22 protein-coding genes are annotated in these 26,080 nt (G+C 62.2%); 6 read left to right on the forward strand and 16 right to left on the reverse strand.

Going from position 1 to position 26,080, the window contains the following annotated elements:
- Positions 1–6: 6 nt before the first annotated feature.
- Both H621_RS0115085 and H621_RS0115090 read right to left on the reverse strand, forming a co-directional pair.
- A complete protein-coding gene (locus H621_RS0115085) occupies positions 7–408 on the reverse strand; it encodes a MerR family transcriptional regulator (RefSeq protein ID WP_028944211.1) in 402 nt (133 codons plus the stop codon).
- Positions 409–497: 89 nt separating this feature from the next.
- Positions 498–1,430, reverse strand: a complete 933-nt coding sequence (locus tag H621_RS0115090; protein ID WP_028944212.1) for a LysR family transcriptional regulator — start codon at positions 1,428–1,430, stop codon at positions 498–500.
- A gap of 139 nt (positions 1,431–1,569) precedes the next feature.
- Here H621_RS0115090 and H621_RS0115095 point away from each other — a divergent pair, with 139 nt between their 5' ends.
- A complete protein-coding gene (locus H621_RS0115095) occupies positions 1,570–2,799 on the forward strand; it encodes an acyl-CoA dehydrogenase (protein ID WP_028944213.1) in 1,230 nt (409 codons plus the stop codon).
- Between the two features lie 42 nt (positions 2,800–2,841).
- On the opposite strand, the gene H621_RS0115100 is transcribed toward H621_RS0115095, so the two are convergent.
- The 3 genes from H621_RS0115100 to xthA all read right to left on the reverse strand — a co-directional run bounded on the left by H621_RS0115100 (position 2,842) and on the right by xthA (position 6,408).
- The gene (locus tag H621_RS0115100; protein ID WP_028944214.1) at positions 2,842–3,849 is read right to left on the reverse strand and encodes a TerC family protein; all 1,008 of its coding nucleotides are present in this window, start codon (positions 3,847–3,849) and stop codon (positions 2,842–2,844) included.
- Positions 3,850–4,023: 174 nt separating this feature from the next.
- Positions 4,024–5,334, reverse strand: coding sequence for a substrate-binding domain-containing protein (locus H621_RS0115105; RefSeq protein WP_028944215.1), 1,311 nt, complete (start codon positions 5,332–5,334; stop codon positions 4,024–4,026).
- 261 nt (positions 5,335–5,595) lie between these two features.
- A complete protein-coding gene (gene xthA / locus H621_RS0115110; protein ID WP_028944216.1) occupies positions 5,596–6,408 on the reverse strand; it encodes an exodeoxyribonuclease III in 813 nt (270 codons plus the stop codon).
- Between the two features lie 162 nt (positions 6,409–6,570).
- On the opposite strand from xthA, the gene H621_RS0115115 reads away from it, so the two are divergent.
- From H621_RS0115115 to H621_RS0115125, 3 genes are read left to right on the forward strand one after another with little or no spacing between them, the layout of a single operon-like run.
- A complete protein-coding gene (locus H621_RS0115115) occupies positions 6,571–7,230 on the forward strand; it encodes a GNAT family N-acetyltransferase (RefSeq protein ID WP_028944217.1) in 660 nt (219 codons plus the stop codon).
- 57 nt (positions 7,231–7,287) lie between these two features.
- Positions 7,288–9,030, forward strand: a complete 1,743-nt coding sequence (locus tag H621_RS0115120; protein ID WP_028944218.1) for an autotransporter assembly complex protein TamA — start codon at positions 7,288–7,290, stop codon at positions 9,028–9,030.
- Entirely contained in the window at positions 9,027–12,701 is a 3,675-nt protein-coding gene (locus tag H621_RS0115125) for a translocation/assembly module TamB domain-containing protein (protein ID WP_028944219.1), read from the forward strand. Before H621_RS0115120 ends, H621_RS0115125 begins: the two co-directional genes overlap by 4 nt.
- A gap of 9 nt (positions 12,702–12,710) precedes the next feature.
- On the opposite strand, the gene H621_RS0115130 is transcribed toward H621_RS0115125, so the two are convergent.
- From H621_RS0115130 to H621_RS0115145, 4 genes are all read right to left on the reverse strand, one after another.
- On the reverse strand, positions 12,711–13,286 hold the full coding sequence (locus tag H621_RS0115130; protein WP_051270550.1) for a DUF2589 domain-containing protein: 576 nt from the start codon (positions 13,284–13,286) through the stop codon (positions 12,711–12,713).
- A 75-nt stretch (positions 13,287–13,361) separates the two neighbouring features.
- Positions 13,362–14,015 carry a DUF2589 domain-containing protein gene (locus tag H621_RS0115135; protein ID WP_028944221.1) on the reverse strand — a complete coding sequence of 218 codons (654 nt, stop codon included), beginning with the start codon at positions 14,013–14,015 and terminating at the stop codon, positions 13,362–13,364.
- 65 nt (positions 14,016–14,080) lie between these two features.
- Positions 14,081–14,476 carry a Mor transcription activator family protein gene (locus tag H621_RS0115140; protein ID WP_028944222.1) on the reverse strand — a complete coding sequence of 132 codons (396 nt, stop codon included), beginning with the start codon at positions 14,474–14,476 and terminating at the stop codon, positions 14,081–14,083.
- 220 nt (positions 14,477–14,696) lie between these two features.
- Complete coding sequence (locus tag H621_RS0115145; RefSeq protein ID WP_028944223.1) at positions 14,697–15,155, reverse strand: hypothetical protein; 459 nt, start codon at positions 15,153–15,155, stop codon at positions 14,697–14,699.
- Positions 15,156–15,302: 147 nt separating this feature from the next.
- Between H621_RS0115145 and H621_RS0115150 the strand changes: the two genes are divergently transcribed.
- On the forward strand, positions 15,303–15,491 hold the full coding sequence (locus tag H621_RS0115150) for a hypothetical protein (RefSeq protein WP_028944224.1): 189 nt from the start codon (positions 15,303–15,305) through the stop codon (positions 15,489–15,491).
- A 36-nt stretch (positions 15,492–15,527) separates the two neighbouring features.
- Here H621_RS0115150 and H621_RS0115155 read toward each other — a convergent pair whose 3' ends face one another.
- Positions 15,528–15,914: a fe2+ zn2+ uptake regulation protein gene (locus H621_RS0115155; protein WP_028944225.1), complete on the reverse strand. Its 387-nt coding sequence runs from the start codon at positions 15,912–15,914 to the stop codon at positions 15,528–15,530.
- Positions 15,915–16,165: 251 nt separating this feature from the next.
- Positions 16,166–17,488 carry a prephenate-dependent tRNA uridine(34) hydroxylase TrhP gene (gene trhP / locus H621_RS0115160; RefSeq protein ID WP_371919745.1) on the reverse strand — a complete coding sequence of 441 codons (1,323 nt, stop codon included), beginning with the start codon at positions 17,486–17,488 and terminating at the stop codon, positions 16,166–16,168.
- Between the two features lie 119 nt (positions 17,489–17,607).
- Between trhP and H621_RS0115165 the strand changes: the two genes are divergently transcribed.
- Positions 17,608–18,672, forward strand: a complete 1,065-nt coding sequence (locus H621_RS0115165; RefSeq protein WP_028944227.1) for an AI-2E family transporter — start codon at positions 17,608–17,610, stop codon at positions 18,670–18,672.
- Here H621_RS0115165 and H621_RS0115170 read toward each other — a convergent pair.
- From H621_RS0115170 to nuoK, 5 genes are all read right to left on the reverse strand, one after another.
- The gene (locus H621_RS0115170) at positions 18,669–20,735 is read right to left on the reverse strand and encodes a TonB-dependent receptor family protein (protein WP_028944228.1); all 2,067 of its coding nucleotides are present in this window, start codon (positions 20,733–20,735) and stop codon (positions 18,669–18,671) included. The two genes, H621_RS0115165 and H621_RS0115170, sit on opposite strands and share 4 nt — an antisense overlap.
- A gap of 136 nt (positions 20,736–20,871) precedes the next feature.
- Positions 20,872–22,341: an NADH-quinone oxidoreductase subunit NuoN gene (gene nuoN / locus H621_RS0115175; RefSeq protein ID WP_028944229.1), complete on the reverse strand. Its 1,470-nt coding sequence runs from the start codon at positions 22,339–22,341 to the stop codon at positions 20,872–20,874.
- Positions 22,342–22,348: 7 nt separating this feature from the next.
- On the reverse strand, positions 22,349–23,881 hold the full coding sequence (gene nuoM, locus H621_RS0115180) for an NADH-quinone oxidoreductase subunit M (RefSeq protein WP_028944230.1): 1,533 nt from the start codon (positions 23,879–23,881) through the stop codon (positions 22,349–22,351).
- Positions 23,882–23,920: 39 nt separating this feature from the next.
- Entirely contained in the window at positions 23,921–25,774 is a 1,854-nt protein-coding gene (gene nuoL / locus H621_RS0115185) for an NADH-quinone oxidoreductase subunit L (protein WP_028944231.1), read from the reverse strand.
- Positions 25,771–26,079 carry an NADH-quinone oxidoreductase subunit NuoK gene (nuoK, locus tag H621_RS0115190; RefSeq protein ID WP_028944232.1) on the reverse strand — a complete coding sequence of 103 codons (309 nt, stop codon included), beginning with the start codon at positions 26,077–26,079 and terminating at the stop codon, positions 25,771–25,773. The genes nuoL and nuoK overlap by 4 nt, the downstream gene beginning before the upstream one ends.
- Between the last annotated feature and the right edge of the window lies 1 nt (position 26,080).

Raw genomic sequence — 26,080 nt, forward strand, 5'->3', positions numbered from 1 at the left:
CAGGGCTCAATGGCTGTTTTTCTGATTGTTCAAGGTGGCGGCCAGCGCTTGTTCACAGCGCTCTTCGGCGGTGTCCAGCTCCAGCTGCATCTGCTGGATGTCGAGCAGTTGCTGTTCGAGCTGGGCGCGACGTTCGGCAATCTTGGCCAGCATGCTGTGCAGCTGTTTGAGGTTGCCACTGGTGGGGTCGTAGAGTTCGATCAACTCGCGGCACTCGGCCAGCGAGAAGCCGATGCGCTTGCCGCGCAGGATCAGTTTGAGGCTGACCTTGTCGCGCGCTGAATACACTCGCTCAAGCCCCCGGCGTTCAGGGCTGAGCAAGCCCTGTTCTTCGTAGAAGCGGATGGCACGGGTGGTGATGTCCAGCTCGCGGGACAGATCGGAGATGCTGTAGGTCTGGCTGCTCATTGCTTGGCTCGGAAAAGGGGCATGAGCTAACCTAATTGCACCTTTACGTATACGTCAAGCTGTGGGGCGGGCTTGCCCCGCGAAAAGGTCTACACCTCAGCCTTGGCAGCGCACTCATCCTGCGCTACCACCGCCTGGCACAACTCGATGATCTGCTCGCGCATCCAGCGGTTGGCCGGGTCCTGGTCGGTGCTTTCGTGCCAGTACAGGTGGGTTTCCAATGGCGGCACGTCATTGACCGGCAAGCTCAGGTAGTTGAGCTGGTGCCGACGAGCGAAACGCTCGGGTACCGTCATGACCATGTCGGTCTGCTGCAGCACCTGGGACGCCATCAGGTAATGCTGAGAACGCAGGGCTATCTTGCGCTGCACGCCCATCTTGCCGAGTGCCAGGTCGACATAACCCAGGCCGTTGCGCCGGCTGGAAATGTGGATATGGGTAAGCCCCAGGTAGTCGTCCAGGCTGAGTTTGTCCTTGGTCATCGGGTGGCCCTGGCGCAAGGCGCACACATAGCGGTCCTGCATCAGCTTGACGTGACGTACCTGGGGGTCGGTGTTGAGCGGTGCATCGACGGCAAAATCCAGGCGGCCGGCAGCCAGTTCCTTGGTGGTCTCGCGGCGCTTGCACAGAAAACTTTCAATGATCACCGCCGGGGCCAGGCGGCGCAGGCGCTGGAACAGCGGAGGCAGGATCACCGCCTCGGTGAGGTCGGTCATGCTGATGCGAAAGGTCTTGTTGGCCTGCAAGGGGTTGAAGATGCGGCTCTCTTGCACCGACACGCGCAGCAGCGAAAGGGCATTGCGCACCGGGCCGATGATGTTCTGCGCCATGGGCGTCGGCACCATGCCTTGGGCGGTGCGCACGAACAGCGGGTCGTTGAAGGTCTCGCGCAGTCGCGCCAGGGCGTTGGACACCGCCGGCTGAGTGATGCCGACGATCTGTCCGGCGCGGGTCAGGTTGGCTTCGGTGTAAATGGCATCGAAGACGATGAACAGATTCAGGTCGACCTTGCTCAGGTTCATGGGCGCCGCTCTTGTGGGTGTTATGGGTGGATCATATATCGGTTATGAATGTTTATACACGCCGAGAATAGACTAGGTGGATTTTGATCGCTGATCTAGTCTCTTCAACAGATCCCCTTTCCACTGAAGGTACTGCCCCATGGATTTCGCCTATTCACCCAAGGTCCAGGCGTTGCGCGAACGTGTCACGGCGTTCATGGATGCTTATGTCTATCCCGCTGAAGCGGTGTTCGAGCGTCAGGTCGCCGAGGGTGATCGCTGGCAGCCGACCGCGATCATGGAGGAGCTCAAGAACAAGGCCAAGGCCGAAGGCCTGTGGAACCTGTTTTTGCCGGAGTCGGAGCTGGGCGCGGGGCTGACCAACCTGGAATACGCCCCCCTGGCCGAAATCATGGGCCGTTCGCTGCTGGGCCCCGAGCCCTTCAACTGCTCGGCGCCGGACACCGGCAACATGGAAGTGCTGGTGCGCTACGGCAGCGAGGAGCAGAAACGTCAGTGGCTGGAGCCGCTGTTGCGCGGCGAGATTCGTTCGGCCTTTGCCATGACCGAGCCGGACGTGGCGTCGTCCGATGCCACCAACATGGCGGCCCGCGCGGTGCGCGATGGCGATGAGTGGGTCATCAACGGGCGCAAGTGGTGGACCTCCGGGGCCTGCGACCCGCGCTGCAAAATCATGATCTTCATGGGCTTGAGCAACCCCGACGGGCCGCGTCACCAGCAGCATTCGATGATCCTGGTACCTACCGATACCCCCGGAGTGAAAATCGTCCGTCCGCTGCCGGTGTTCGGTTACGACGATGCGCCTCATGGTCACGCTGAAGTGTTGTTCGAAAACGTGCGGGTACCCTACGAAAACGTGTTGCTTGGTGAGGGCCGCGGCTTCGAGATTGCCCAGGGGCGCCTTGGCCCTGGCCGTATCCACCACTGCATGCGTTCGATCGGTATGGCCGAGCGGGCCCTGGAATTGATGTGCAAGCGCGCGGTGGAGCGCACGGCGTTCGGCCGGCCGTTGGCACGCCTGGGGGGGAACGTCGACAAGATCGCCGATTCGCGGATGGAGATCGACATGGCCCGCCTGCTGACCCTCAAGGCCGCCTACATGATGGACACGGTAGGCAACAAGGTGGCGCGCAGCGAGATCGCCCAGATCAAGGTGGTGGCGCCGAACGTGGCCTTGAAGGTGATTGACCGGGCTATCCAGATCCACGGTGGAGCCGGTGTCAGCGGTGATTTCCCATTGGCCTACATGTATGCCATGCAGCGTACCTTGCGCCTGGCCGACGGCCCGGATGAAGTCCACCGGGCGGCCATCGGCAAGTTCGAGGTCGGCAAGTACGTACCCAAGGAAATGCTCCGCAGCGAGCATTGACGGATGACAGGAAAACCTCAGGCCCGCGCATGCGGGCCTGAGTCATTCATGGTGGCTGGAATTGACAGGTTGCGGTGGGCGGTCGCGGGTTTTGAGCAGCGACAGCACTACGCCGCCCGTCAACAGGCCAAGGGTCACGCCGAGTGACAGCAGCGCCGGAACCGCTCCGATCAGGCCGTGGTAGAAAATCTTGCCACCGATGAAGATCAGCACCAGGGCCAGGGCATATTTGAGATAGACAAAGCGGTGTATCAGTGCCGCCAGGGCGAAGTACAAGGCGCGCAGGCCAAGAATCGCGAAAATGTTCGAGGTATAGACAATGAACGGGTCCTGGGTAATGGCAAAGATCGCCGGCACGCTGTCGACGGCGAATACCAGGTCGGCGAGCTCGATCAGTACCAGGGCCAGGAACAGTGGCGTGGCAAACAGCACGGCCTTGTTCTGCCCGGCTGCCCGGATTCGCACGAAAAAGCGCGGGCCGTGCAGGTCATCGGTGACACGGATATGGTTGCGGACGAACTTGAGCGCCGGGTTGTTGGCCAGGTCCGGGTGGGTTTCTTCGCGGCTGAGGAGCATTTTCACCCCGGTGAACAGCAGGAAGGCCCCGAACACATAGAGGATCCAGGCGAATTCCTGAACCAGTGCACTGCCCACGCCGATCATGATCGCGCGCAGCACCACCACCCCGAGGATGCCCCAGAACAGAACCCGGTGCTGGTAGAGGCGGGGAATGGAGAAGTAGCTGAAGATCATTGCCATGACGAAGACGTTGTCCATGGACAACGACTGTTCGACAAGAAAACCGGTGTAGAACTCCAGGGCACTCTGGGCGCCCAACTCCAGCCAGACCCACCCGCCAAAGAGCATCCCGACGCTGAAGTAGCCGCTGTACAACAGCAGGCTCTCGCGCATTTCGATGGTGTGGGCCTTGCGGTGCAGTACGCCCAGGTCCAGCACCAGTAATGTCAGGACGATGCCGATGAATGCCAGCCAGAACCAGGCGCTGGTACCGAGGAAGTCGTTGTCGAGAAATGCCTGTAGAGCCGCCATGCGCCCCTCCTTGATTGTCGTCGCTGCCTTGAGGATCAAGGCAGCAGTGACTCCGACATGGCGGCTTGGCAGCCGTCAGAGGGGCCCGGCGTCACAGTTGAAAGACTAGACCCGATGACGACCGCAGCCCAACCGGGGCTGTAACAAAAGGTTGCCTACGCAACTCCAGGACATTTAGTACACCCAGACTTCCACTCTCCTATTGCGGATACGGCCTTCTTCAGCCGTGTTGGTGGCCACCGGCAATTCATCGCCCAGGCCGATGATGTCGCGCAGTTCGACTCCGGCCTTGACCAGTTCCCGGCGCACCGCCATGGCGCGCAGGCGCGAGAGCAGGTCGGCGCGTTGCGGATCGCGCTTGGCATCGCCGAATCCCACCAGCACGGCGCGTTTGTGCAGCTTGCCGTGTTGGCGCAGAAACTCGACCACCCGCTGCACATCACGTAGCGCTTTGTTGTCCAGGCTGGCATTGCCTTCTTGAAAGCGGAAGTTCACCGACAGGCGCTGGGCGTTGCGCGCCAGGTCCTGGTAACGCGCCGGCATGTCGGCAGCCGGGGGTACCGGCAAGGCATTTACCTGCTGGCCGACAAAGCCATTGCCGGTCACGATGGCCTGGCCCTGTGGGCTCTGGGCGAACTCCACCAGCGCCCGGGCCCAGGGGGAGGGGGTGTCCGGCGGCAGGTAGAAGTACAGGCGTCGCGACAGTGGGTAGTCTTCACTGGCCACCAGCGCTGGGCTTGGCAGCATCGGTCGGGAAGCGCCATCGGCAATCGCCAGGACCTTGGCGCCATGCACCGAGGCCAGGCTGCTGAAGCCAATGGCCTGGGGGTCGGACTGCACGGCTTTGCTCAGTTGCTCGCTGGACTCGAAGCGCTGGGCGGTGGCGGCCAATGCCAGGCCATTGGCGTCGAGCACCAGGGCCTTGAATGTTTCGAAGGTGCCTGAGCGATCATCCCGGGCATTCAGGTGGATCGGCCCGTGGCCCAGGCCCAGGGCGTCCCATGTGGTAATGCGCCCGGCAAAAATTCCCGCCAGTTGCTCGGTGCTCAGTTGTGGCAATGGATTATCGGGATGGACGATCACCGCCACGCCGTCCAGGCCGATGATCTGCTCGGCGGTGGCGCTGTTCAAATCGCCCAGCGGAGTGAGCGCGACCAGTTCGCTGGCCTTGATCGGGCGCGAGGCCGCTGCCAGATCAGCCTGGCCGGCCTTGAGGGCGGCGAAGCCTGTGCTGGAGCCGTGGGCGGCGATGTCGATACGCACGGGGTGGCCATTGCCGTCGTGGGCACTGACCTGGATTTCGTTGGGGATCTGGGTCGCGACGATTGAAATGTCGCTGGCGCCTTGTGCGGCCAGTAGCCCTTGCACCAGTGCCGGCGCGAGTACCGCGCCGATCGTGTTGGAACCCTGGATACGCAACAGGGGCGCCGCGTGGGTAACGAGCGGGAACAGGCACAGCAGGATCAGGCTGAGGTGGCGGAACATGCCGGCAGGCACTCTTCAGGCAGAGGGTGTGCGGCAGATTAAGACAGTGGAATGACAGTTGGATGACACGACTGTATGGAGCCGCGACCGCTGCGCGGCCGATCGCAGGCTATCGCCAGCGGCTACGCAGGCTCGGCTTGCAGCCGGTAGCCGCTGCCGAGGAACGAGGCTGTGATCGGCTGCATAGCTGTCGCCAGGTAGGTATAGCCCCGCGATGTGGCCTTCAATATCGCCGTCGCGGGGGAGGCCCGTTCCTGCAGGTTATGCAAGCTCCAGCCAGATCGGCGCGTGATCCGAGGGCTTTTCCATGCCGCGCAGGTCGTAGTCGACCCCCGCCGCCTTGATCCGCGACAGCAGGCCCTGGGATGCCAGGATCAGGTCGATGCGCAGGCCACGTTTGGGTTCGTCTTCAAAACCACGGCTGCGGTAGTCGAACCAACTGAAGCGGTCGGCCACTTCCGGGTGCAGGTGGCGGAAGCTGTCGACCAGGCCCCAGTTCTTCAGGCGGGCCATCCATTCGCGCTCTTCGGGCAAAAAGCTGCATTTGCCCGTCTTGAGCCAGCGCTTGGCATTGTCGGCGCCAATGCCGATGTCGCAGTCTTCGGGCGAGATGTTCACATCGCCCATCACCACCAGGGGGTCGTCGTTCTTGAACTGGCTTTCGAGCAGGGTCTGCAGGTCGCTGTAGAAGCGCTGCTTGGCCGGGAACTTGGTGGGGTGGTCGCGGCTTTCGCCCTGGGGGAAATAGCCGTTCATGATGGTGATCGGCGTACCGTCGGCATCGGCGAAGGTGCCCCAGATAAAGCGGCGCTGGGCCTCTTCTTCATCGCTGGCAAAGCCCTTGTGCAGGCTCAGAGGCGCCTGGCGCGAGAGCAGGGCGACACCGTAGTGGCCTTTCTGGCCGTGGAAGTGTACGTGGTAGCCCAGGGCCTGGACGTCGGCCAGCGGGAATTGTTCGTCGCTGACCTTGGTTTCCTGCAGGCCGATCACGTCAGGCTGGTGCTTTTCGATCAACGCCGCCAATTGATGGGGCCGGGCGCGCAGGCCATTGATGTTGAACGAGACGATCTTCATGGGAAACACAATCCTGGTAAAACCCAGGATGCTAGCCGACATCGGCGCCTGCGGCCAGCGTGGCGCGCCACCCCATAGGCTGCTACCGTGGTGCTCGGGGTGAACGTCGGCGCAACGTTCACCTCAAAGGCAATGAATGCCCATTTGCAGAGGTTTCCCAGCATGTCCGAATCGACTGCCGTCCCGGCCCAGATCCGCCTGCTCGATGGCGGCTACAGCCGCGAGGCGCGTTCTCTGCTGTATCACGCCTATCGTCATGAACCGACGTTCAGCTTCCTGTTCGAGGCCCAGCGCCCCGGCTACGATCAGCGCATCCGGGCCACGGTGCGTGAGCTGGTCAAACAGCATTTTCTCCAGGACCTGCCGGCATTGGGGCTGCTGGTGGATGACCGCCTGATCGGCATTGCCCTGATCGCACCACCGCAGCGGCGCCTGGGCATCACTGAAAGCTGGGCCTGGCGGATGCGCATGGTGCTCAGTACCGGGTTTCGCTGCACCCGGCGCTACTTGGATTACCAGGCTGCCCTGATGGCCTGCCTGCCAGGCGACACGGTGCATGTGTTGCCGCTGCTGGGCATACACCCGCAGTTCCAGGGCAAGCACTACGGTGAACAACTGCTGCAGGCCGTCCATGACTGGTGCGCCGAAGACGAGCATTCCGAGGGTGTGGTGCTGGACACCGGAAACCCCCACTACCTGGCGTTCTATCAACGCCAGGGTTATCAGGAGATCGGCGAAATTGCCGTTGGGCCTGTCCGTGAGCACGTGTTCTTCCACCCCAGACCGCAGTCCTCCCGACAGGCAGCGGCAGTGCCTGTATAACAGGCTGGAGAGCCTTGGGCTCCATGCAGGCGCCAAGCTCTGGTAGCATCCGCGCCTATGACGTATTCAGGACGATTCACCTGCGGTTTGATGATATGGGTTGCCAGCTTTGCCGTGTACGCACAAAGCGAGCTGGTGGTTCGAGTCAAGCCTGCCAACAACGAACTCAAGGCCAATGTCGAAGGCTATATCGGCAGCCTTGGTAAACGCGATGAAGAGGCGCTGCTGCGCTTCAGCCGCGGGGCCATCGAGCAGGCGCGCAAGGCTGCTCAGGCACTGGGCTACTATCAGGCGCAGATCGACAGTGAGGTCAAACCGCCAGCCAAGGCTGACGACCACCCACAACTGATCTTGACCATCGATCCGGGCGAACCCGTGCACTTGCGCGATGTGACCATCCGCATCGACGGCCCGGCCAGCGAACTCAAGGCCTTTCGTATCCCCAACAGCAAGGCGCTGCGCTCAGGCGAGGTGCTTAACCACGGTCACTACGAAGATGCCAAGCGCCTGATCCAGAACCAGGCATCGCGCTATGGTTTCTTCAGCGGACACTTTGTACGCCAGCGCCTGTCGGTCGACCCGATGGCGGGCGTGGCCGATATCGAGCTCATCTACGAAAGTGGCCCGCGCTATCGCCTGGGCAAGGTCAGTTTTGCCGGCGACACACCCTTCGATGAAGCCCTCCTGCAACGCATGGTGCCCTTCAAGGCCGACACGCCCTACGATTCCGAACTGATCGCTGAACTCAACAACGCCCTGCAATCGAGCGGCTACTTTGAGGGCGTGCGTGTGGATGCCGCACCCACGGCCGCCGTTGACCACAACATTCCGGTGGCCGTCCAGCTACAAACCCGAAAGCCCAGGACCATGGGCCTGGGCCTGGGGTTCTCTACCGACGTCGGTCCGCGCGGAAAAGCCAACTGGACCCGTCACTGGGTCAACCCGCAAGGCCACAGCTATGGCTGGGAAACCGAACTCTCGGCGCCGCGCCAGAACGTCGGGCTGTTCTATGACATCCCGCTCGATCCGCCCCTGACCGACAAGCTGCGCTTTGCCGGTGGCTACCAGAACGAAGAAATTTCCGGCACCGACACGGAGAGTAAATTGCTCACCGTCGGCCCGGAATGGCACAGCAAGCTGCCCAGCGGTTGGCAGCAGGTGCTGTCGCTCAAGTTCCAGCACGAGGAATATCGCCTGGGTGATGACTCGGGGTTGAGCACATTGCTGATGCCAGGGGCGAGCTATTCCTACCTGCGCAGTGACAACCGTATCGATCCGCACAACGGCTATCGCCTGCAGTTCGATGTGCAGGCGGCCAAGGAAGGGTTGGTGTCCGATACCAACCTGCTGCATGGCAGCGTAGTGCTCAAGGGGCTGACGACGCTTTGGCAGAATCATCGTTTCCTGGGCCGTGTGCAGTTCGGCGGCAGTGCCACCAATGATTATCAGAGCTCGATACCCCCTTCGCTACGTTTCTTCGCCGGTGGCGACCAGAGCGTTCGGGGTTATGACTACCAGAGCCTGTCACCGAAGAACTCCGATGGCGACCGTATCGGTGGCCGCTATATGGTGGCCGGCAGTGCCGAGTACCAGTACGCCGTGGCTGAAAAATGGCGGGTGGCGACCTTTGTCGACCAGGGCAATTCATTCAACGATCTGGAATTCCCCAGCCTCAAGACCGGTGTCGGTATCGGTGTGCGCTGGGTGTCTCCGGTAGGGCCGCTGCGTCTGGATCTGGCCCATGCGCTGGATGACGACGGCGGTTTCCGTCTGCACTTCTCCATGGGGCCAGAACTGTGAGTCGCGTTATCAAAACTGTTCTTCTCGGCGTGCTGGCGCTGGTGCTGCTGGCGGTGCTTGCCGTAGGCCTGTTGCTGGGCACCCAGGCCGGCAGCCGCTGGGCGCTCGGGATGGTGCCGGGTTTGCAGCTTGAGGCATTTGAAGGTCGTCTGGCTGGCCAGTGGCAAGCGGATCGCGTGGTGTGGGAGCAGGGCGCTGATCGGGTCGAGCTGGTAGCGCCGGTGTTCGACTGGTCGCCGGCTTGCCTGTTGCGCATGACCTTGTGCATCGAGCGCTTGCAGGCCGAGCAGGTCAACCTGGCATTCGCCCCCGGTGAGCCGACTCCCGACAGTGGTCCGCTGCAATTGCCTGCGCTGAAGTTGCCGCTGGCGATCGAGCTGGGTGACGTTCGCATCGGCCATCTGCGTCTGGATGGCAACGAACAGTTGAGCCAGCTGCAGCTGGCGGCACACTGGACCCTCGAAGGGCTCAGGATCGACAGCCTGCAACTGCAGCGCGACGATCTGCACCTGAACCTTCAGGGGCTGCTCAAGCCGGAGGGCGACTGGCCGTTGCAGGCCCAGGGGCAGTTGCAATTGCCCAAGGTCGACGGCCAGGACTGGCAATTGGCCTTGCAGGTCAAGGGTGACTTGCAGAAAACCCTCAAGCTTTCTGCCGACAGCAGCGGTTACCTGAATGCGCGCCTGAGCGGACAGCTCCAAGCCCTGGCCGAGCATCTGCCGGCTGAGGTGCAGATCAAGGCCGAGGCCTTCAAGCCCGGCGCCGACCTGCCCGACACTTTGCAATTGAACAACCTTGACCTCAGTGCCAAGGGCGACCTGCAGCGCGGCTATCAATTGCTAGGAACAGCCAGCCTGCCGGCCGAGCAAGGCCCGGTGGCGCTGAGCCTGCAAGGCAAGGTCGACGCCAAGGGCGCCCAGCTCAGTGCGCTGGACCTGACCGCCAGTGCCGAGCAGCGCCTCAAGCTCACCGCCAGCGCCGATTGGCAGGCAGGCCTGAGCGCCGAGGCAACGGTCGATTGGCTGGACTTCCCGTGGCTGCGGCTGTACCCGCTGGAGCAGGCGCCCCAAGTAACCTTGCGCCGGTTCAATGGCCAGGTGCAGTACCGCGACGGCAACTATCAGGGCCAATTCAATGGCGACCTGGATGGGCCAGCGGGTGCGTTCAGCCTGAGCAGCCCGTTCAAGGGTGACCTCGGGCAGATTGCCTTGCCCCAACTGGCCCTCACGGCCGGGCAAGGCAAGCTGGCCGGCAGCGTCAGCGTGCAATTTGCCGATACCCTGGCCTGGGATGCGGCCCTTGAGCTGTCGGCGTTGAACCCAGCCTACTGGCTGGCCGAGCTGCCGGGCACACTGGCCGGGCCGCTGCGCAGCAAAGGGCAAATGAACAACGGTGAGCTCAGCCTCGATGCCGACCTCGACCTCAAGGGGCGACTACGCGGTCAGCCGGCGGTGTTCAAGGCCGTTGCCACCGGGGCCGGAAAGAACTGGACCCTGGGGACGCTCGATATCCGCCTGGGCGACAACCACATCAACGGCAGCGGTAGCCTGCAGCAGCGCCTGGCAGGCCAGCTGGACCTCAATCTGCCGCGCCTGGGCCAGCTCTGGCCGCAATTGCAAGGCCAGCTCAAGGGCAAACTGGAAGTCGCCGGTACCCTGGAGGCCCCGCAAGGTGCTCTGGTTTTGCAGGGCCAGCAACTGGCGCACGCCGACAACCATGTACAGCGCCTTGCGCTGGATGCCCGACTGGACAGTGCCCAGCGGGCGGTGATCGACCTGCAGGCCGGCAGCATTCGCCTGGGCGACACCAACCTGGGCATGCTCACCGCCAAAGGCCAGGGCAACATTCGCCAGCAACAGTTGGAACTTGCCTTGAACGGGCCGCGGCTCAAGCTCGACCTGGGCCTTGATGGCACGCTGGACAAGGGCAACTGGCGGGGCCGCCTGGCCAGCGGCCAGATTCAGGCAGGCGGACAGGACTGGCGCCTGGAAGCTCCGGCGAAACTGCAGCGCCTGGCCAGTGGTCAACTGGACTTCGGTGCCCACTGCTGGCGCTCGGGGCAGGCCAGCCTCTGCGGCGAAGACCAGCGGCTGGCGCCGGAGCCGCGCCTGCGCTATCACCTCAAGCAGTTCCCGTTGCAAAGCCTGGCTCAATGGTTGCCCAAGGATTTTGCCTGGCAGGGCCTGCTCAACGCCGACGTCAATCTGGACCTGCCAGCCAGCGGTCCCAAGGGCACCCTGGTGGTCGATGCCAGTGGCGGTACGTTGCGACTGCGGGAGAAAGGCCAGTGGCTCGACTTCCCCTACCAGACCTTGCGTCTGGAAAGCACCTTGGCACCACGCCGCGTCGACACCCGCCTGGATTTTCGCGGCGAGCGCCTGGGCGAACTTGCCCTGGTGACGCGGCTTGACCCGGTCGCCCGGAATAAACCGCTGACCGGCAATTTCCGCCTGACCGGCCTGGACCTGGCCATTGCCCGGCCGTTCGCACCCATGGTCGAGCGCCTGGCCGGGCAGTTGAACGGTAATGGACAGTTATCAGGCACCTTGCTGGTGCCGCAGGTCAACGGCAGCTTGACCCTGAGCGGGGGGGAGGTCAGTGGCGCGGAACTGCCGATCAGCCTGGAGAACTTGAATATTCAGGCCTTGATCGCCGGTGAACAGGTACAGCTCAATGGCGCCTGGAAAAGCGGGGAAGCGGGTGAGGGTAGCTTGCGCGGACAGGTTGGCTGGGGTCAGGCCCTGGCGGTCGACCTGCAGTTGCAGGGGCAGCGCCTGCCTGTCAACGTCGAACCCTATGCCGCGCTGGAGATTGCGCCCGACCTGAAGATCAGCGTGCAGGGCGACAAGTTGGCAGTGACGGGTAAAGTGCTGGTGCCCAAGGGCAAGATCACCGTGCGCGAGCTGCCGCCTTCGACGGTCAAGGTCTCCGACGATACGGTGATCGTTGGCCGCCAGACCGAAGAGGGCAAGGCACCCATGGCAGTCGCCATGGACATCGACGTAGAAGTCGGCCAGGACAAGCTGTCGTTCTCGGGCTTTGGCCTGACGGCCAACCTGCTGGGGCATGTGCATATTGGCGACAACCTCGACACGCGCGGCGAACTGAGCCTGGCCGATGGTCGCTATCGCGCCTATGGCCAACGCTTGACCATTCGCCGCGCGCGCCTGCTGTTTGCCGGGCCGATCGACATGCCTTATCTGGATATCGAAGCCATCCGCCAGACCGATGACGTGATCGCTGGTATTCGCCTGAGCGGCAGTGCCGAACAGCCGACCACCCAGGTGTTTTCCGAGCCGGCCATGAGCCAGGAGCAGGCGTTGTCCTACCTGGTACTGGGGCGCCCCCTGGGCACCACCGGTGAAGACAACAACATGCTGGCCGAAGCAGCGCTGGGGCTCGGCCTGGCCGGCAGCGCGGGGATCACTGGCAGCCTGGCCTCGAGCCTGGGCATCGACGATTTCCAGCTCGACACCCAAGGCAGTGGTACCAGCACCAGCGTTGTGGCGAGTGGCAACCTGACCGAGCGATTGAGCTTGCGCTACGGGGTCGGGGTGTTCGAGCCGGTCAACACGGTTGCCTTGCGTTACAAGTTGAGCAAGAAGGTTTACCTGGAGGCGGCCAGCGGCCTGGCAAGCTCGCTGGATATTTTCTACAAGCGCGACTTCTGACGTGGGGGGCTAGCGCACGGTCGCCGCTTCGATGAACTCGTTGCTGTCGGCGGGACCTTGCGCAGGCTCGCAGTGGCGTCGGGGCGAGATCAGGTGGGTATATTCTTCGATGAGCCGGTTGAGGGCCTCGGGGGGCTCGCAGGCCTGGAACTGCATGCGGATCTGGACTTCGTCGGGATCGCGCCCTTCGCCACTGCGCTTGCTCTGCCCGCCCAGGGTCACGAAGAAGCGTTCACGATTCAGGCCTTGCGCCGCTTCGGCGTTGTCGGTGTTTAGGATCTTGACCGACAGATCGACCTGCATTCGCTCCAGTGCCAGCCCCCGGGGTGAAACCAGGGCAATCAGGGGGATTTGCATCCGGTGCTGTTCATCCATGGCCACTTCGACCATTTTGGCTTTCATTGGCGAACCCAGTGCTTCGGCGTCGTAATCGAAGAACTGGTCGAACAGCTTGATGTACTGCTGGGCAATCAGGGTGTTGGTGGCCGCAGCGGCCTCCTGAAGGCCACGGGTGATGTCGCACAGGTCGCTGGCAATGATCGGTACATTGTTCGATGGGCGATCGTCCACGATTTCGCTCTCCATAGGCATTGAGAGTAAGCCCCTTGTGGCCAAGGGGCTGGGTTGACAGCAATTCCAGCCAGGCTGCCGATGCGCGACTCAGGCGTTCGAGCTTGGATTGTTGGCTTGATCGGGCATTGGCAAGGCATTGTCGGTGGGCAACCTCCCGATGTTCTCGACCGCTGTGTTCGGCAACATGATCGGCTTGGTCGCAGCGTCAGTGAGCAAGTCGATTACCCGCTGCAAAGCTTCCGGTGGGTCCTGGCGGCGGACCTTGGTGTTGAACGCATAGCGGGCCCGGGTATCGGTCTTGCGCGTCTGGCTGGATTTGTGGCTGATCTGGCCTTTTACATCGAGCTTGAACGGCCCCCACCCCAGTGACGCGCCAAAGCGTGCCGTGCCGCCTGTTTCGCTGGCGCTCTCGGCTTGCTGGCTGATCGTCAGTTCAAACTCGATGCTGCCTTCTTCAATGACGATGTTGGGGTGGGTCACCGCTGCGATCAGAGGGATCTGCATCTTTTTCGAGACCGTACCCTGATAGACCCCTTGTTCGTCGGTCATGGTCTCGTCGTAGTCGAACTGGATGGAAACAGCCTTGCCGTCCTGGATGCACACACCCATGAGGAAGTCTGCGTATGATTTGCTGGCTGAGGTCTGGGCTTGAATCATTGCCTGCAAGGGGCCGGAGATCATTCGGTCCAGCGGCAGTGCGTTCAGTACCGAGCCGATCAAGCTGTTATCGAGGTTGGCCATGGAGCTTTTCCTTGTCGTCGATGCACGTCAGTGTGCGGGTAAGCGAGTGCTTCTGTTCAGGCAGATCAGGTCGAAAGGCCGTGCGGCGCACACGCTTCCAGCCGTCGGATGTTGCCGATCTGGCGCAGGCTCAAGCCGTATTTGTTGGCCAACATGCTGCGTGACAGGCCATCGGCGCTTTCGCGCTGGATCTGTTGATTGCGCAGTTGTCGAAGAAAGTGGTCGACCTTGGGGATTTCCAGGGCCATGCCGGCATAGTGCTTGATCAAGGCGTCCAGGGCCGCCGGAGGCATTACCTCGGCCAACGTGGTGCGCTCGCGGTGCTTGGGGATGTATTTGGGCCGCCCCCCGTAGGCGCAGGTCAGGTTGTAGGCATGCTCGATGCCCAGGCATTGGACGAGCATTTGCAGTGAGTGGGGCAGTTGGTGGATGTCGATGCGTTCCAGGTCCTGTAGCTCCATGATGAGTTCCTTCTGGGGAGTGAGTGGGCGCCACCATGGTTGACCATCCGGGCGGGTCGCAACAGGCTGCAAGCAGGGCACGATGGGTAGGGTTTGTGTATGGGGTTTGTAGGTCTCATGAGCCGTTCAAATGGGAAAACGACACACCATTCCCCACGAGCCCTTGTTCTGCCGTTGTTGCGCGCTGGCAGCGGTGGCCAGGTTGGACAACCCATGAACATCAGCACGGGCGCGCCAGCAGCAAGCTGACCTGTCCCAGGTACGGCGCAGGTCGAGCCAGCGCATGTTCAGGCAGGGTGCGCCAGTCGACCAGGACGCAGAGGGCGTTTAGCGTGCGTTCGGCCTGGTTGCCTATCGATTGTGAGCGGAACTCGCGGCGATACAGCACTTGGGTCCGGTTTATGGCGCTGGTCTCGCTCGGATCGCTCAACGTCAGGCTCGCTGCGTTGGGGAGCAAGGTCTGGGGCAGGGTGAAATAGGCTGTCGTCGGCTGGCTGTCGAAGTGCCCTGCCAGGCGCGAGCGGTGCCACAGCTGTTGCCATTGGCTGGCACCGGCCGCATTGGCCAATTGCCTGCCCAGGGCGTGACGTTGTTCAGGTGAGAGCGCAGCAGTGGGCACTGCGTGGGCGTTGAGACAGGCCAGCAGGGCGAAGCTGCTGAGTAGGCGGCACGTGAGCATGGCGTTCGTCCGTTTATCTGGGGAAAAGCTCGGGACGCCATGGTTTCAGCTGCAAGGTGCCTGCAAAAGAAGGAAATTGTCCGGCTGCGTTGTATGATGCGCACGGCCCGACCAGGGCCTTCACCCCGATGTCGCAAGGATTAATCAATGACTCAAGGTCAACGCCTGAAATACTCCATCCTGATCTCCCTGTTGGTGCTGGGGATCATGCTCGGCCTTTCCTACCTGCAGAAGCAGGGAACGATCAGTGAGCAAGTGTTCCAGTACATTGCCATTGGTGTAGCCATTGCCGTGGTGGTGGTCAACGGCATCATGCGCCGCAAGGTCAAGCCTTGAGGTAATTTGCATGGCCGGCGTTCGCCGGCCATTCACTCAACGTGAGCGGGTGTGCTCGAGTATGTTGCGAGCCTCGGCGTTGAGGCTGTAGCACTTGTCGCTGCCCATGCTGATCACGCCTTCGGTGCACAAGCGCTTGAGCACTTCGCGCACACTGAGGAAGGACAGCGGGATATCCAGCTGTTCGAGCTGGCTATGTACACCGCGCACACCGATGCTGCGACCGTTCCTGTCAGCCATGTGCAAGGCATCGATGACTTTGAGGCGGATCAGGCTGGTGCGCAGCCCATATGAGCGCAGCAGCTCGCGAATGTGTTCGTTGCCGTGACGCTCGGTGTCGCCGCCGCTCGTGGTGTTTGCCAAGGCTTGCCGAGCCTTGAGCTTGGGTCTTTCGGCGATCAGCGACTGCTGCTGGTTGTACATGTGAATACTCCTTTTCGTGGCCAGTCCAGGTCTTTGAAAATTGTTCCCTACACCCTATAAGACGAACGAGCGTGGAAAAACTGCAGTGCCTGGCAAAAAAAATTATCGGGCCACTCAGGTAAAGACGAATCTGAGCGGTCGATCCCGTAAATTTATTGGCTGTACGTTGGTGCAGGAGTGTCCGTGAGTCCTGAGGTTCGGCGCGCTGCGCGGCCGATCTCAGGCTGTCGCCAGCGGCTACCAGGGCTTGCTTACTGAATCAGTTCTTTGAGCAGCAAGCCAAACGCCAGGTCCACCTGCTCCGGGATCGGCAGATAGACGGTGTGTCCATCTCCCGGTGCCACTTCAATTGCAGCTCCCTGGCGATCACGCAACTGATGCAGGTCGAAGTGATAGTTGCCACGCGGCGTCATCAGCTCCAGGTGATCGCCCAGGGCAAAGCGGTTCTTCACCCGCACTTCGGCCAGGCCCTCGACACGTTCACCGGTCAGCTCACCGACAAACTGCTGGCGCTCCGACACCGAATTACCACGCTGGTAGTTCTGGTATTCATCATGCACGTGGCGCCGCAGGAAGCCTTCGGTATAACCGCGTTGGGCCAGGGATTCGAGGTTGAGCATCAGGCTGCGGTCGAACGCACGACCGGCCACCGCGTCGTCGATCGCCTGGCGATAGGCCTGGGTGGTGCGAGCACAGTAGAAGTGCGATTTGGTCCGGCCCTCGATTTTCAGCGAATGCACGCCCATGCGAGTCAGCCGCTCCACATGCTGCACGGCCCGTAGGTCCTTGGCATTCATGATGTAGGTGCCGTGCTCATCTTCAAACGCCGGCATGTCTTCATCCGGGCGGTTGCTCTCCTGGAGCAGGAACACCTGGTCGGTCGGTGCCCCCACGCCCAGTGTCGGTTGCACTTCACGGACGATATCGCCGCTGGCGTCTTCGGTGGCCGCGGTGGCGCTGTATTTCCAGCGGCAGGCATTGGTGCAACTGCCCTGGTTGGCGTCGCGGCGGTTGAGGTAGCCCGACAGCAGGCAACGACCGGAGTAGGCCATGCACAGGGCGCCATGGACAAACACCTCCAGTTCCATGCCCGGCACGTGCTGGCGGATCTCCTCGATCTCTTCCAGCGACAATTCACGGGACAGGATCACCCGGGTCAGTCCCTGGCTGCGCCAGAACTCGACGCTGGCCCAGTTAACCGTGTTGGCCTGGACCGACAAGTGGACCGGCATCTGTGGGAAGTGCTGGCGCACCAGCATGATCAGCCCCGGGTCGGACATGATCAAGGCGTCGGGGGCCATCTCGATCACCGGCGCCAGGTCCTTGAGGAAGGTCTTGAGCTTGGCGTTGTGCGGGGCGATGTTGACCACCACATAAAAACGCTTGCCCTGGGCCTGGGCTTCCTGGATGCCGAGGGCGAGGTTGGCGTGGTCGAATTCGTTGTTGCGCACGCGCAAGCTGTAGCGCGGTTGGCCGGCATACACCGCGTCGGCGCCGTAGGCAAAGGCGTAGCGCATGTTCTTCAGGGTGCCGGCAGGGGCGAGCAGTTCGGGTTTGGCAAGAAGGGTCATGATCGGGTCGGGGTAAAAGGCGCGGATGCTATCGCTCTTGCAGCAAACGACTATTGATCTGTATCAAGGGCACTTTTACCAGGGCGCTGCGCACTAACGTTGTGAACAGCAACGGAGCGCACATGAACCAAACCTCCCAGCAGCACAAGGCCCTGCTTCTCTTCCTGGCCCTGGTCACCATTGCTTTCATCTGGATACTGCTGCCGTTCTATGGCGCGGTGTTCTGGGCAGTGATCCTCGGAATTCTGTTCGCACCGATGCAGCGGCGGCTGCTTTTACGCCTGGGCTGGCGCCGTAACCTGGCGGCAGGCGTGACACTGCTGGTATGCCTGATGATCGCCATTTTGCCGGTGATCGTCATCAGTACCTTGCTGGTGCAGGAAGGCGCGGCGTTGTACCAGAGGATCGAAAGCGGTCAGTTGGACATTGCCGGCTACCTCGAACGTTTCCAGCAGATGCTCCCGGCCTTTGTCCAGAATGGTCTGGACCGCATGGGGCTGGGTAACTTCGAAGGCATGCGCGACAAAATCGCCAAGGGGGCGATGCAAGGCAGCCAGTTCTTTGCAAGCCAGGCCTTCAGCTTCGGGCAGGGCACCTTCGACTTCTTGATCAGCTTCGGCGTGATGTTGTACCTGCTGTTCTTCTGCCTGCGTGATGGCGCCGAACTTGCGCGTAAAGTGCGCACCGCAGTGCCGTTGGCCGAACAGCAAAAGCGTCGCCTGCAACTGAAGTTCAACCGTGTGGTGCGCGCCACGGTCAAGGGCAACCTGCTGGTGGCCGTCACGCAAGGGGCCCTGGGGGGAATCATTTTCTGGATACTGGGTATCCCGAGCCCGCTGGTGTGGGGCGTGCTGATGGCATTTCTGTCTTTGCTACCGGCAGTGGGGGCGGGCATCGTCTGGGCGCCCGTGGCGATCTACTTCCTGGCTACCGGGGCAGTGTGGCAAGGGGTGGTGCTGGCCGCCTTCGGCGTCTTCGTGATCGGTCTGGTGGACAACCTGTTGAGGCCGATGCTGGTGGGCAAGGACACGAAAATGCCGGACTACCTGATTCTGATCTCCACGCTCGGGGGCCTGGCGGTGTTCGGCCTCAATGGCTTTGTGATCGGGCCGCTGATCGCCGCGCTGTTCATCTCCAGCTGGGCGATCTTCGTTTCAACCAAGCCGCAGGTGCAGTTGCCCAGTTAGCGGAAGCTGTAGGACACGCCGGCATAGACCCCGAAACCTTCGCCCGGGGTTGAGCGGGCGATGTCCTGGCCCCGGTCGTTGTAGCCCGGCGTGACGGTGGCGGCGTAGCGCTTGTTGGTCAGGTTGCGCAGGTCGAGCCAGGTTTGCCAGTCCTGCTTGGGCGAGTTGTAGCCCAGGGTAGCGCCAAACACCGCATACGCATCGCTGGGGTAGCTGTTGGCATAGTCGACCTGGACCTTGGAGGCCATCTGGGTGTTCAAGCCGGCGTACAGGCCGCTGGGCAGGTCGAAGCGCAGCTCGGCCTGATAGTAGTGCATCGGGATGCCCGGCAGGCGGTTGTCGCCGAATGTATCGTCGTCGCGGTAGTGGAAGTCGCTGAAGGTGTAGGCCTGGCGCAGCGACAGTTTGCCCACGCCGCCACGCTCCCACAGCAGGCTGTCCAGGCCGGCTTCCACGCCCTGGTGTACGGTGGGGCTGGCGTTGAATTCAGCGGCCGGAGCACCTGGTACGATCTCGACCGCCAGCAATTCATGGCGCACGTCCGAGTAATACCAGGCCAGGTCCCAGCGCCCGATGGCCGCCTCACCCCGGGCACCGAGCTCAAGGGTGGTGGCGGTCTGGTTTTGCATCTCGATGGGTTGGGTCTGCAGGCCATTGACCGCTGGCGAGCTCCAGATCAGCGCCCAGGGGTGTGGTGGCTCCACCGAGCGGCTGAGGTTGCCGTACAGCTGCAGGTCGGGGGTCAGGTCGTAGCGCAGCCCCAGGCGAGGCGCGTAGTCCCAGTCATGCTGGCTGACCTTGCCGCCGCTTTCAGGGTAGGTGACGGCGCTTTCGCGGCGGGTGTAGATCATCGCCAGGCCCATGCTCAGCCACAGGTCCGGGATCAGCTCCAGTTCGTTGCCCAGATGCAGGACAGTGTCTGAGCCCTGATAGGTAAAGTCTCGGGTTTTCGCGCCCAATACCCCATTGACCCGCGCGTATTGCGAAGCACCGCTGTTGGGCAAGTGCTTGGTGGTGCGCCAGCCAATGGTGGTTTTGCTCTCGTGTCCGAACACCGTGTGGCGGCGCTGATAATTCAGGGTGCCGCTGACGTCGGTGTAGGCAACCTTCAGGCGCATCGGGCCTTCGCGCAGGTCCATTGGATAGTCGTGATAGACAAGGCCTGCTTTGAGCTGCGAATCCTCATCGAGGTAGAAGGTGGTCTTGTTGCCCAGCCAGGTACTGCCCGGCTGCGGACGGCTGTCGTCGCGGCTCAAGTACAGCGAGTTGGCCGCGCGCGGATCATGCTTGATCTGGTCTTTGGTCAGGCGTCCGGCCAGGTCGTTCTCGGTTTCCCGGTAACGCAGGTAGAAGCGGGTTTCCAGGTTCGGGTTGAAGCGGTAGCCAACGTTGGCAGCGATGCCCTTGCTGCTGCCGCTGCTGTGTTCCTGGTAGCCGTCGTACTCGGCATCGGTCAGGGCCACGTAATAGTCCAGGTCTCCCAGCACCTGCCCCGAGCTGATCTGGCGCTTGGCGTATCCCCGGCTGCCCAGCTCATAGCGCACCTGCAACGGCGCGGCGTCGTGGCCCGTGTGGGTGACGTAGTCGATGGCGCCGCCCAGGGCCAGCGCTCCGCGATCAAAGCCGTTTGCACCACGCAGTACTTCGGCGCGGCTCAGCCACAGCGGCTCGAACAGTTCGTACGGCGTACCACCCGGGCCGGTCAGCGGCAAACCGTCGAACATCGTGTAGACGCCGGAACCGTGGCTGCCCGGTGCGCGGTTGATGCCTGACCCGCGGATCGATAGCTTGATGCCGTCGTTACCTGCCGACTGGGCAAACACGCCCGGCTGGTAGGCCAGTACATCCTGATTGCTGGCGACCCGGCCTTGTTCGACTCGTTGCATGTCCACCAGGTTGGTGGCGCCAGGTACTTGTCGCAGGCGTTCACGAGCGTCCTGCAGCTCGCTTTGCTCCTGTTCCTGGATCAGTACCTGGCCGAGTTCGATGCCTTCGCTGGCCTGGACCGAGGCGGTGCAGGAGATCAGCAAGGCGAGGGAGGAGCGGGGTAGGGTGGGACGCATCGATGGGGTTCCGGGACTGTTAGCGGGTATCTGACGTCGCAATCATCAGACGAAGCACAGTCGCCGATCTGTACAGGCACAGCAGCTGAAAACAAAACACCCCGCCTAAGCGGGGTGTCTGTCGTTGCAGCAGTGATCAACCGATCAGTTGAAGGCCTGCGTGTTGGACCATGTCCAGCAACGGCTGCGGGTACACACCCAGCACGAAGGCAAGCAGTGCGATTGCCAGCAGCATGACGCCGCCGGTGCGCTGCTCCCAGTTCAGCGGGGCATCGTGACGACGCAGGTTCGGCTCGATCAGGTACAGGGTGACCATCACGCGCAGGTAGTAGAACACGCCGATGGCACTACCGATCACCAGGGCACCGACCAGCCACCACAGCTGCGACTCGACGCCGGTGGCGATGATGTAGAACTTGCCGATGAAGCCTGCGGTGAGCGGGATACCGGCCAGCGACAGCATCATCACGGTCAGTACCGCGGTCAGGTACGGACGGCGCCAGAACAGGCCGCGGTACTCGTACAGTGCGTCAGCGTCACGGCCGTTGTACGGCGAGGACATCAGGGTGATCACACCGAAAGCGCCCAGGCTGGTGATCACGTAGGTGACCAGGTACACGCCGATGGCTTCCACGGCCAGGCCCTTGCTCGCCACCAGGGCGATCAGCAGGTAACCGAAGTGGGCGATGGACGAGTAACCGAGCAGACGCTTGAGGTTGCTCTGGGTCAGCGCCAGCAGGTTGCCGATCAGGATCGAGGCCACCGCGATCACCGACAGTACGGTGGTCAGCACACCGCTGCTGGCTGCAGGGGAGAGCATGAACAGGCGCACGACGACGGCGAACACCGCAACCTTGCTGGCGGTGGCCAGGAAGGCGGCAACCGGCGCCGGAGCACCTTCGTACACGTCTGGGGTCCACAGGTGGAACGGTACCAGCGACAGCTTGAATGCCAGGCCGACCAGCATCATGCCCAGGCCCAGCTGAGCCAGCAGGCTTGGCATATTGGTAGCGGCCAGGGCCTTGCCGATGCCGTCGAAGCTCAGGCTGCCAGCGTCGGCGTACAGCAGGGCCATGCCGAACAGCAGGAAGGCGGAGCCGGCGGCCGACAGCACCATGTACTTGATGCCTGCTTCCAGCGAGCGCTTGTTGAAGAAGGCATAGGCCACCAGGCCATAGACCGGTACCGACAGCAGTTCCAGGCCGATGAACAGGCCAGCCAGATGCTGCGCGCTGACCAGAACCAGGCCACCGAGGGCAGCCATCAGGATCAGCAGGTACAGCTCTTCGCGGTTGCCCGGGTAGCCTTTGCCGCCGTCACCCAGGTAGGCATGGGCGAGGGTCACGCAGGCCAGGGTGGCGATCAGTATGATCGCCATGTACAGGCAGGCGAACTTGTCGATGGTCAGCAGCGGGGTGACCGCCAGTGGAACCACTTTCAATACCGGGATGATCGACAGCAGGGCCAGGTTGAGGCCCACGGTCGACAGCAGGAAGGTTTGCGAGTGGTTGCGGCGCCAGGCGATCGCCAGCATCACCACGACAACGGTGATGGTGGTGATCAGCAGCGGCGCAAGCGCGATAAAGTGTTGAATCGTCAGGTCCATAGCGCTCTTACCGGGCCGAAGCGAGTTGAGTGAAAGCGGTACCGATCCACTGCTGCACACCGCTCATGGTGGCGGCAGAAGTGTCCAGGAACGGCTGCGGGTAGATGCCCAGCAAGATCAGCAGGCCAGCCAGGCCCAGTACCATGATCATTTCGCGGGTATCCATGCCAGCCAGGACTTCATCGGATTTCGCAGGGCCGAAGTAGGCACGGTGGATCATGATCAGCGAGTAGACCGAACCGAATACCAGGCCGGAGGTGGCGATCACAGTGACCCATGGGGAACTGACGAAGGCACCGATCAGGATCAGGAACTCACCGACGAAGTTACCGGTGCCCGGCAAGCCGAGCGAGGCGGCGGCGAAGAACAGGCTGATGGCCGGCAGGTAGGCGATGCGGTGCCACAGGCCACCCATCTGACGCATGTCACGGGTATGCAGGCGCTCGTACAGCTGGCCGCTGAGGATAAACAGCGCCGCAGCCGACAGGCCGTGGGCCAGCATCTGGATCACCGCGCCTTGCAGGGCTTGCTGGCTGCCGGAGTAGATACCGATCAGTACGAAGCCCATGTGCGAAACGCTGGAGAAGGCGATCAGGCGCTTGATGTCGGTCTGGGCAAAGGCCAGGAATGCACCGTAGAAGATCCCGATCAGACCCAGGGTCATGGCGATCGGCGCAAACTCGGCCGAGGCGTTCGGGAACAGCGGCAGGGCGAAACGCAGCAGGCCGTAGGCAGCGGTTTTCAGCAAGATACCGGCCAGGTCGACGGAACCTGCGGTAGGTGCCTGGGCGTGAGCGTCAGGCAGCCAGGAGTGGAACGGTACAACCGGTAGCTTGACCGCGAAGGCGATGAAGAAGCCGAGCATCAGCAGGTATTCGGTGCCCGCCGGCAGGTCGGCCTTGAGCAACTGGGTGTAGTCGAAGGTGATCACACCGGTGTTGCTGTAGTTGACCAGTACCAGACCCAGGATCGCCACCAACATGATCAGGCCGCTGGCCTGGGTGAAGATGAAGAACTTGGTTGCCGCGTAGATCCGGGTCTTCTTGCCGTCGGAGGAGCTGTGACCCCAGAGCGCGATGAGGAAATACATCGGCACCAGCATCATTTCCCAGAAGAAGAAGAACAGGAACAGGTCCAGAGCCAGGAACACACCGACCACGCCGCCCAGAATCCACATCAGGTTGAGGTGGAAGAAGCCGACGTGACGCTGGATCTCTTTCCAGGAGCACAGTACCGAGAGCACACCGAGCAGGCCGGTGAGCAGGATCATCAGCAGCGACAGGCCGTCGAGGGCCAGGTGCAGACTGATGCCGAAGCGCTCGATCCACAGTACTTTGAATTCGACCGCCCACTCAGGCGCAGCGCCGGGTGCAGGGGCCAGGGTGTAGTCCCCGTTGGCCCACAGCCAGAGGCCGATACCAAGCAGCAGGGACATGGTCAGCAGCGCAATCCAGCGTGGCAGGGTGGCGCCGAAGCGCTCACCCAGCCAGCACAGCAGGCCGCCGATGAAGGGGATCAGGATCAGCCAAGGCAAAATCATGACGGGCTCAATTCCTTTCGCAAAGTCGCAAGGTTCATATCAGACCGCAGCCATAACAACGGCACCGAGCACTAGCACGGCACCTACGGCGATCGAAGCGGTGTACCAGCGCAGCTGACCAGTTTCGGTTTTGCTCATGGCGGCATGACCGCCCTTCGCCATACGCGGAATCAGGCCAATGCTGCGGTCAACCGGATCCTTGCGCAGGATGTGGCTGATCAGCAGGTAAGGTTTGACGAACAGCTTGTCGTAGATCCAGTCGAAGCCCCAGGCGGCGAACCACCAGGCCGAGAGGACGCGGCCGATGCCGCTGTTGGCGATGGCCGTGACCAGGCGACGCTTGCCCAGGAACAGCACCGCGGCCAGCAGGATACCGGCGATGGCGATGGCGCCCGAGGCGATTTCCAGGCTGTGCTTGGCTTCGCCGCCGGCATGGCCGACGCTCTGTGGCAGCACGCCCGCCAGTGGTGGATGAATCCAGGCACCGACGAAGGTCGACAGCACGATCAGCACGCCCAGCGGCAGCCAGTGGGAGATGCCGTGGCCCGCATGCGCTTCGGTCTTGGCTTCGCCGTGGAAGGCGATGAAGATCAGGCGGAAGGTGTACAGCGAGGTCATGAATGCACCGACCAGACCGGCGTACAGCAGACCATTGTTGCCACTGGCGAAGGCTTCCCAGAGGATTTCGTCCTTGGAGTAGAAGCCCGCAGTCAGGATCGGCAGGGCAGCCAGAGCGGCACCACCGACGATGAAGCTGGCGTAGGCCAGAGGCAGCTTCTTCCACAGGCCACCCATCTTGAAGATGTTCTGTTCGTGGTGGCAGGCAACGATCACCGCACCGGAGGCAAGGAACAGCAGGGCCTTGAAGAAGGCGTGGGTCATCAGGTGGAAGATCGCGCCATCCCAGGCGCCAACGCCCAGGGCCAGGAACATGTAGCCGATCTGGCTCATGGTCGAGTAGGCGAGGATACGCTTGATGTCGGTCTGTACCAGGGCTGCAAAGCCGGCCAGCACCAGGGTCACGCCGCCGACCACACCGACCAGGTGCAGTACGTCAGGTGCCAGGGCGAACAGGCCGTGGGTACGGGCGATCAGGTAGACGCCCGCGGTCACCATGGTTGCGGCGTGGATCAGTGCCGAAACCGGGGTAGGACCAGCCATTGCGTCTGCCAGCCAGGTCTGCAGCGGCAGCTGGGCGGATTTACCGACCGCACCGCCGAGCAGCATCAGGGTGGCCAGGACCATCCAGAAATCACCTGCCTGGAACTTCTGTGGCGCCAGTACCAGCAGTTCCTGGACATTAAGGGTGCCCAGTTGCTGGAACAGGATGAACAGGCCGATGGCCATGAACACGTCGCCGATACGGGTGACGATGAAGGCTTTGAGTGCCGCGTTACCGTTGTTGCGGTTGCTGTAGTAGAAACCGATCAACAGGTACGAGCACAGGCCCACGCCTTCCCAACCGAAGTAGATGAACAGCAGGTTGTCGCCCAGGACGAGGAACAACATGCTGGCAATGAACAGGTTGGTGTAGGCGAAGAAGCGCGAGTAGCCGGCTTCACCGCGCATGTACCAGGACGCGAACAGGTGGATCAGGAAGCCCACGCCGGTGACCACGCCGAGCATGGTGACCGACAGGCCATCAACGTAGAGGGTGAAGTTCGGTGCAAAGCCGTCCACCGACATCCACTGCCACAGCAGTTGGCTGTATGCGCCGCCTTCCGGCGGTGCGACGTTGAATTGCCAGATCACGTAGGCCGCGACGGCGGCCGAGAGGCCTACCGAACCGACGCCGATCAGTGCCGACAGGTTCTCCGAGAACCGTCCGCGCGAGAACGACAGCAGCAGGAAGCCGATCAGGGGAAATACAAAAGTCAGGAAGATAAGGTTCATCCGCGCATCTCACTGGCTGCATCGATGTCGAGAGTGTGGAAGCGGCGATACAGTTGCAACAGGATCGCCAGGCCGATACTGGCCTCGGCGGCTGCCAGGCTGATCACCAGGATGAACATGATCTGTCCATCTGGCTGCGCCCAGCGGCTGCCGGCGACGATGAAGGCCAGAGCAGAGGCGTTCATCATGATTTCCAGGCTCATCAACACGAAAAGAATGTTGCGGCGCACCATCAGGCCGACGAGGCCGAGGCAGAACAGGATGCCGGCGACTGCCAGGCCGTGTTCGAGAGGGATAGCTGGCATG

Source organism: Pseudomonas vranovensis DSM 16006 (genome assembly GCF_000425805.1).
Taxonomy (GTDB): domain Bacteria; phylum Pseudomonadota; class Gammaproteobacteria; order Pseudomonadales; family Pseudomonadaceae; genus Aquipseudomonas; species Aquipseudomonas vranovensis.

Coding starts and splice junctions, on each gene's coding strand:
- H621_RS0115165 (WP_028944227.1), top strand. CDS start 17,608: ATGAACCAAACCTCCCAGCAGCACAAGGCCCTGCTTCTCTTCCTGGCC.
- H621_RS0115130 (WP_051270550.1), bottom strand. CDS start 13,286: ATGGAGAGCGAAATCGTGGACGATCGCCCATCGAACAATGTACCGATC.
- H621_RS0115085 (WP_028944211.1), bottom strand. CDS start 408: ATGAGCAGCCAGACCTACAGCATCTCCGATCTGTCCCGCGAGCTGGAC.
- xthA (WP_028944216.1), bottom strand. CDS start 6,408: ATGAAGATCGTCTCGTTCAACATCAATGGCCTGCGCGCCCGGCCCCAT.
- H621_RS0115095 (WP_028944213.1), top strand. CDS start 1,570: ATGGATTTCGCCTATTCACCCAAGGTCCAGGCGTTGCGCGAACGTGTC.
- H621_RS0115105 (WP_028944215.1), bottom strand. CDS start 5,334: ATGTTCCGCCACCTCAGCCTGATCCTGCTGTGCCTGTTCCCGCTCGTT.
- H621_RS0115090 (WP_028944212.1), bottom strand. CDS start 1,430: ATGAACCTGAGCAAGGTCGACCTGAATCTGTTCATCGTCTTCGATGCC.
- nuoL (WP_028944231.1), bottom strand. CDS start 25,774: ATGAACCTTATCTTCCTGACTTTTGTATTTCCCCTGATCGGCTTCCTG.
- H621_RS0115140 (WP_028944222.1), bottom strand. CDS start 14,476: ATGGAGCTACAGGACCTGGAACGCATCGACATCCACCAACTGCCCCAC.
- H621_RS0115120 (WP_028944218.1), top strand. CDS start 7,288: ATGACGTATTCAGGACGATTCACCTGCGGTTTGATGATATGGGTTGCC.
- H621_RS0115170 (WP_028944228.1), bottom strand. CDS start 20,735: ATGCGTCCCACCCTACCCCGCTCCTCCCTCGCCTTGCTGATCTCCTGC.
- nuoK (WP_028944232.1), bottom strand. CDS start 26,079: ATGCCAGCTATCCCTCTCGAACACGGCCTGGCAGTCGCCGGCATCCTG.
- nuoN (WP_028944229.1), bottom strand. CDS start 22,341: ATGGACCTGACGATTCAACACTTTATCGCGCTTGCGCCGCTGCTGATC.
- H621_RS0115155 (WP_028944225.1), bottom strand. CDS start 15,914: ATGTACAACCAGCAGCAGTCGCTGATCGCCGAAAGACCCAAGCTCAAG.
- H621_RS0115150 (WP_028944224.1), top strand. CDS start 15,303: ATGACTCAAGGTCAACGCCTGAAATACTCCATCCTGATCTCCCTGTTG.
- H621_RS0115100 (WP_028944214.1), bottom strand. CDS start 3,849: ATGGCGGCTCTACAGGCATTTCTCGACAACGACTTCCTCGGTACCAGC.
- H621_RS0115135 (WP_028944221.1), bottom strand. CDS start 14,015: ATGGCCAACCTCGATAACAGCTTGATCGGCTCGGTACTGAACGCACTG.
- H621_RS0115115 (WP_028944217.1), top strand. CDS start 6,571: ATGTCCGAATCGACTGCCGTCCCGGCCCAGATCCGCCTGCTCGATGGC.
- H621_RS0115145 (WP_028944223.1), bottom strand. CDS start 15,155: ATGCTCACGTGCCGCCTACTCAGCAGCTTCGCCCTGCTGGCCTGTCTC.
- nuoM (WP_028944230.1), bottom strand. CDS start 23,881: ATGATTTTGCCTTGGCTGATCCTGATCCCCTTCATCGGCGGCCTGCTG.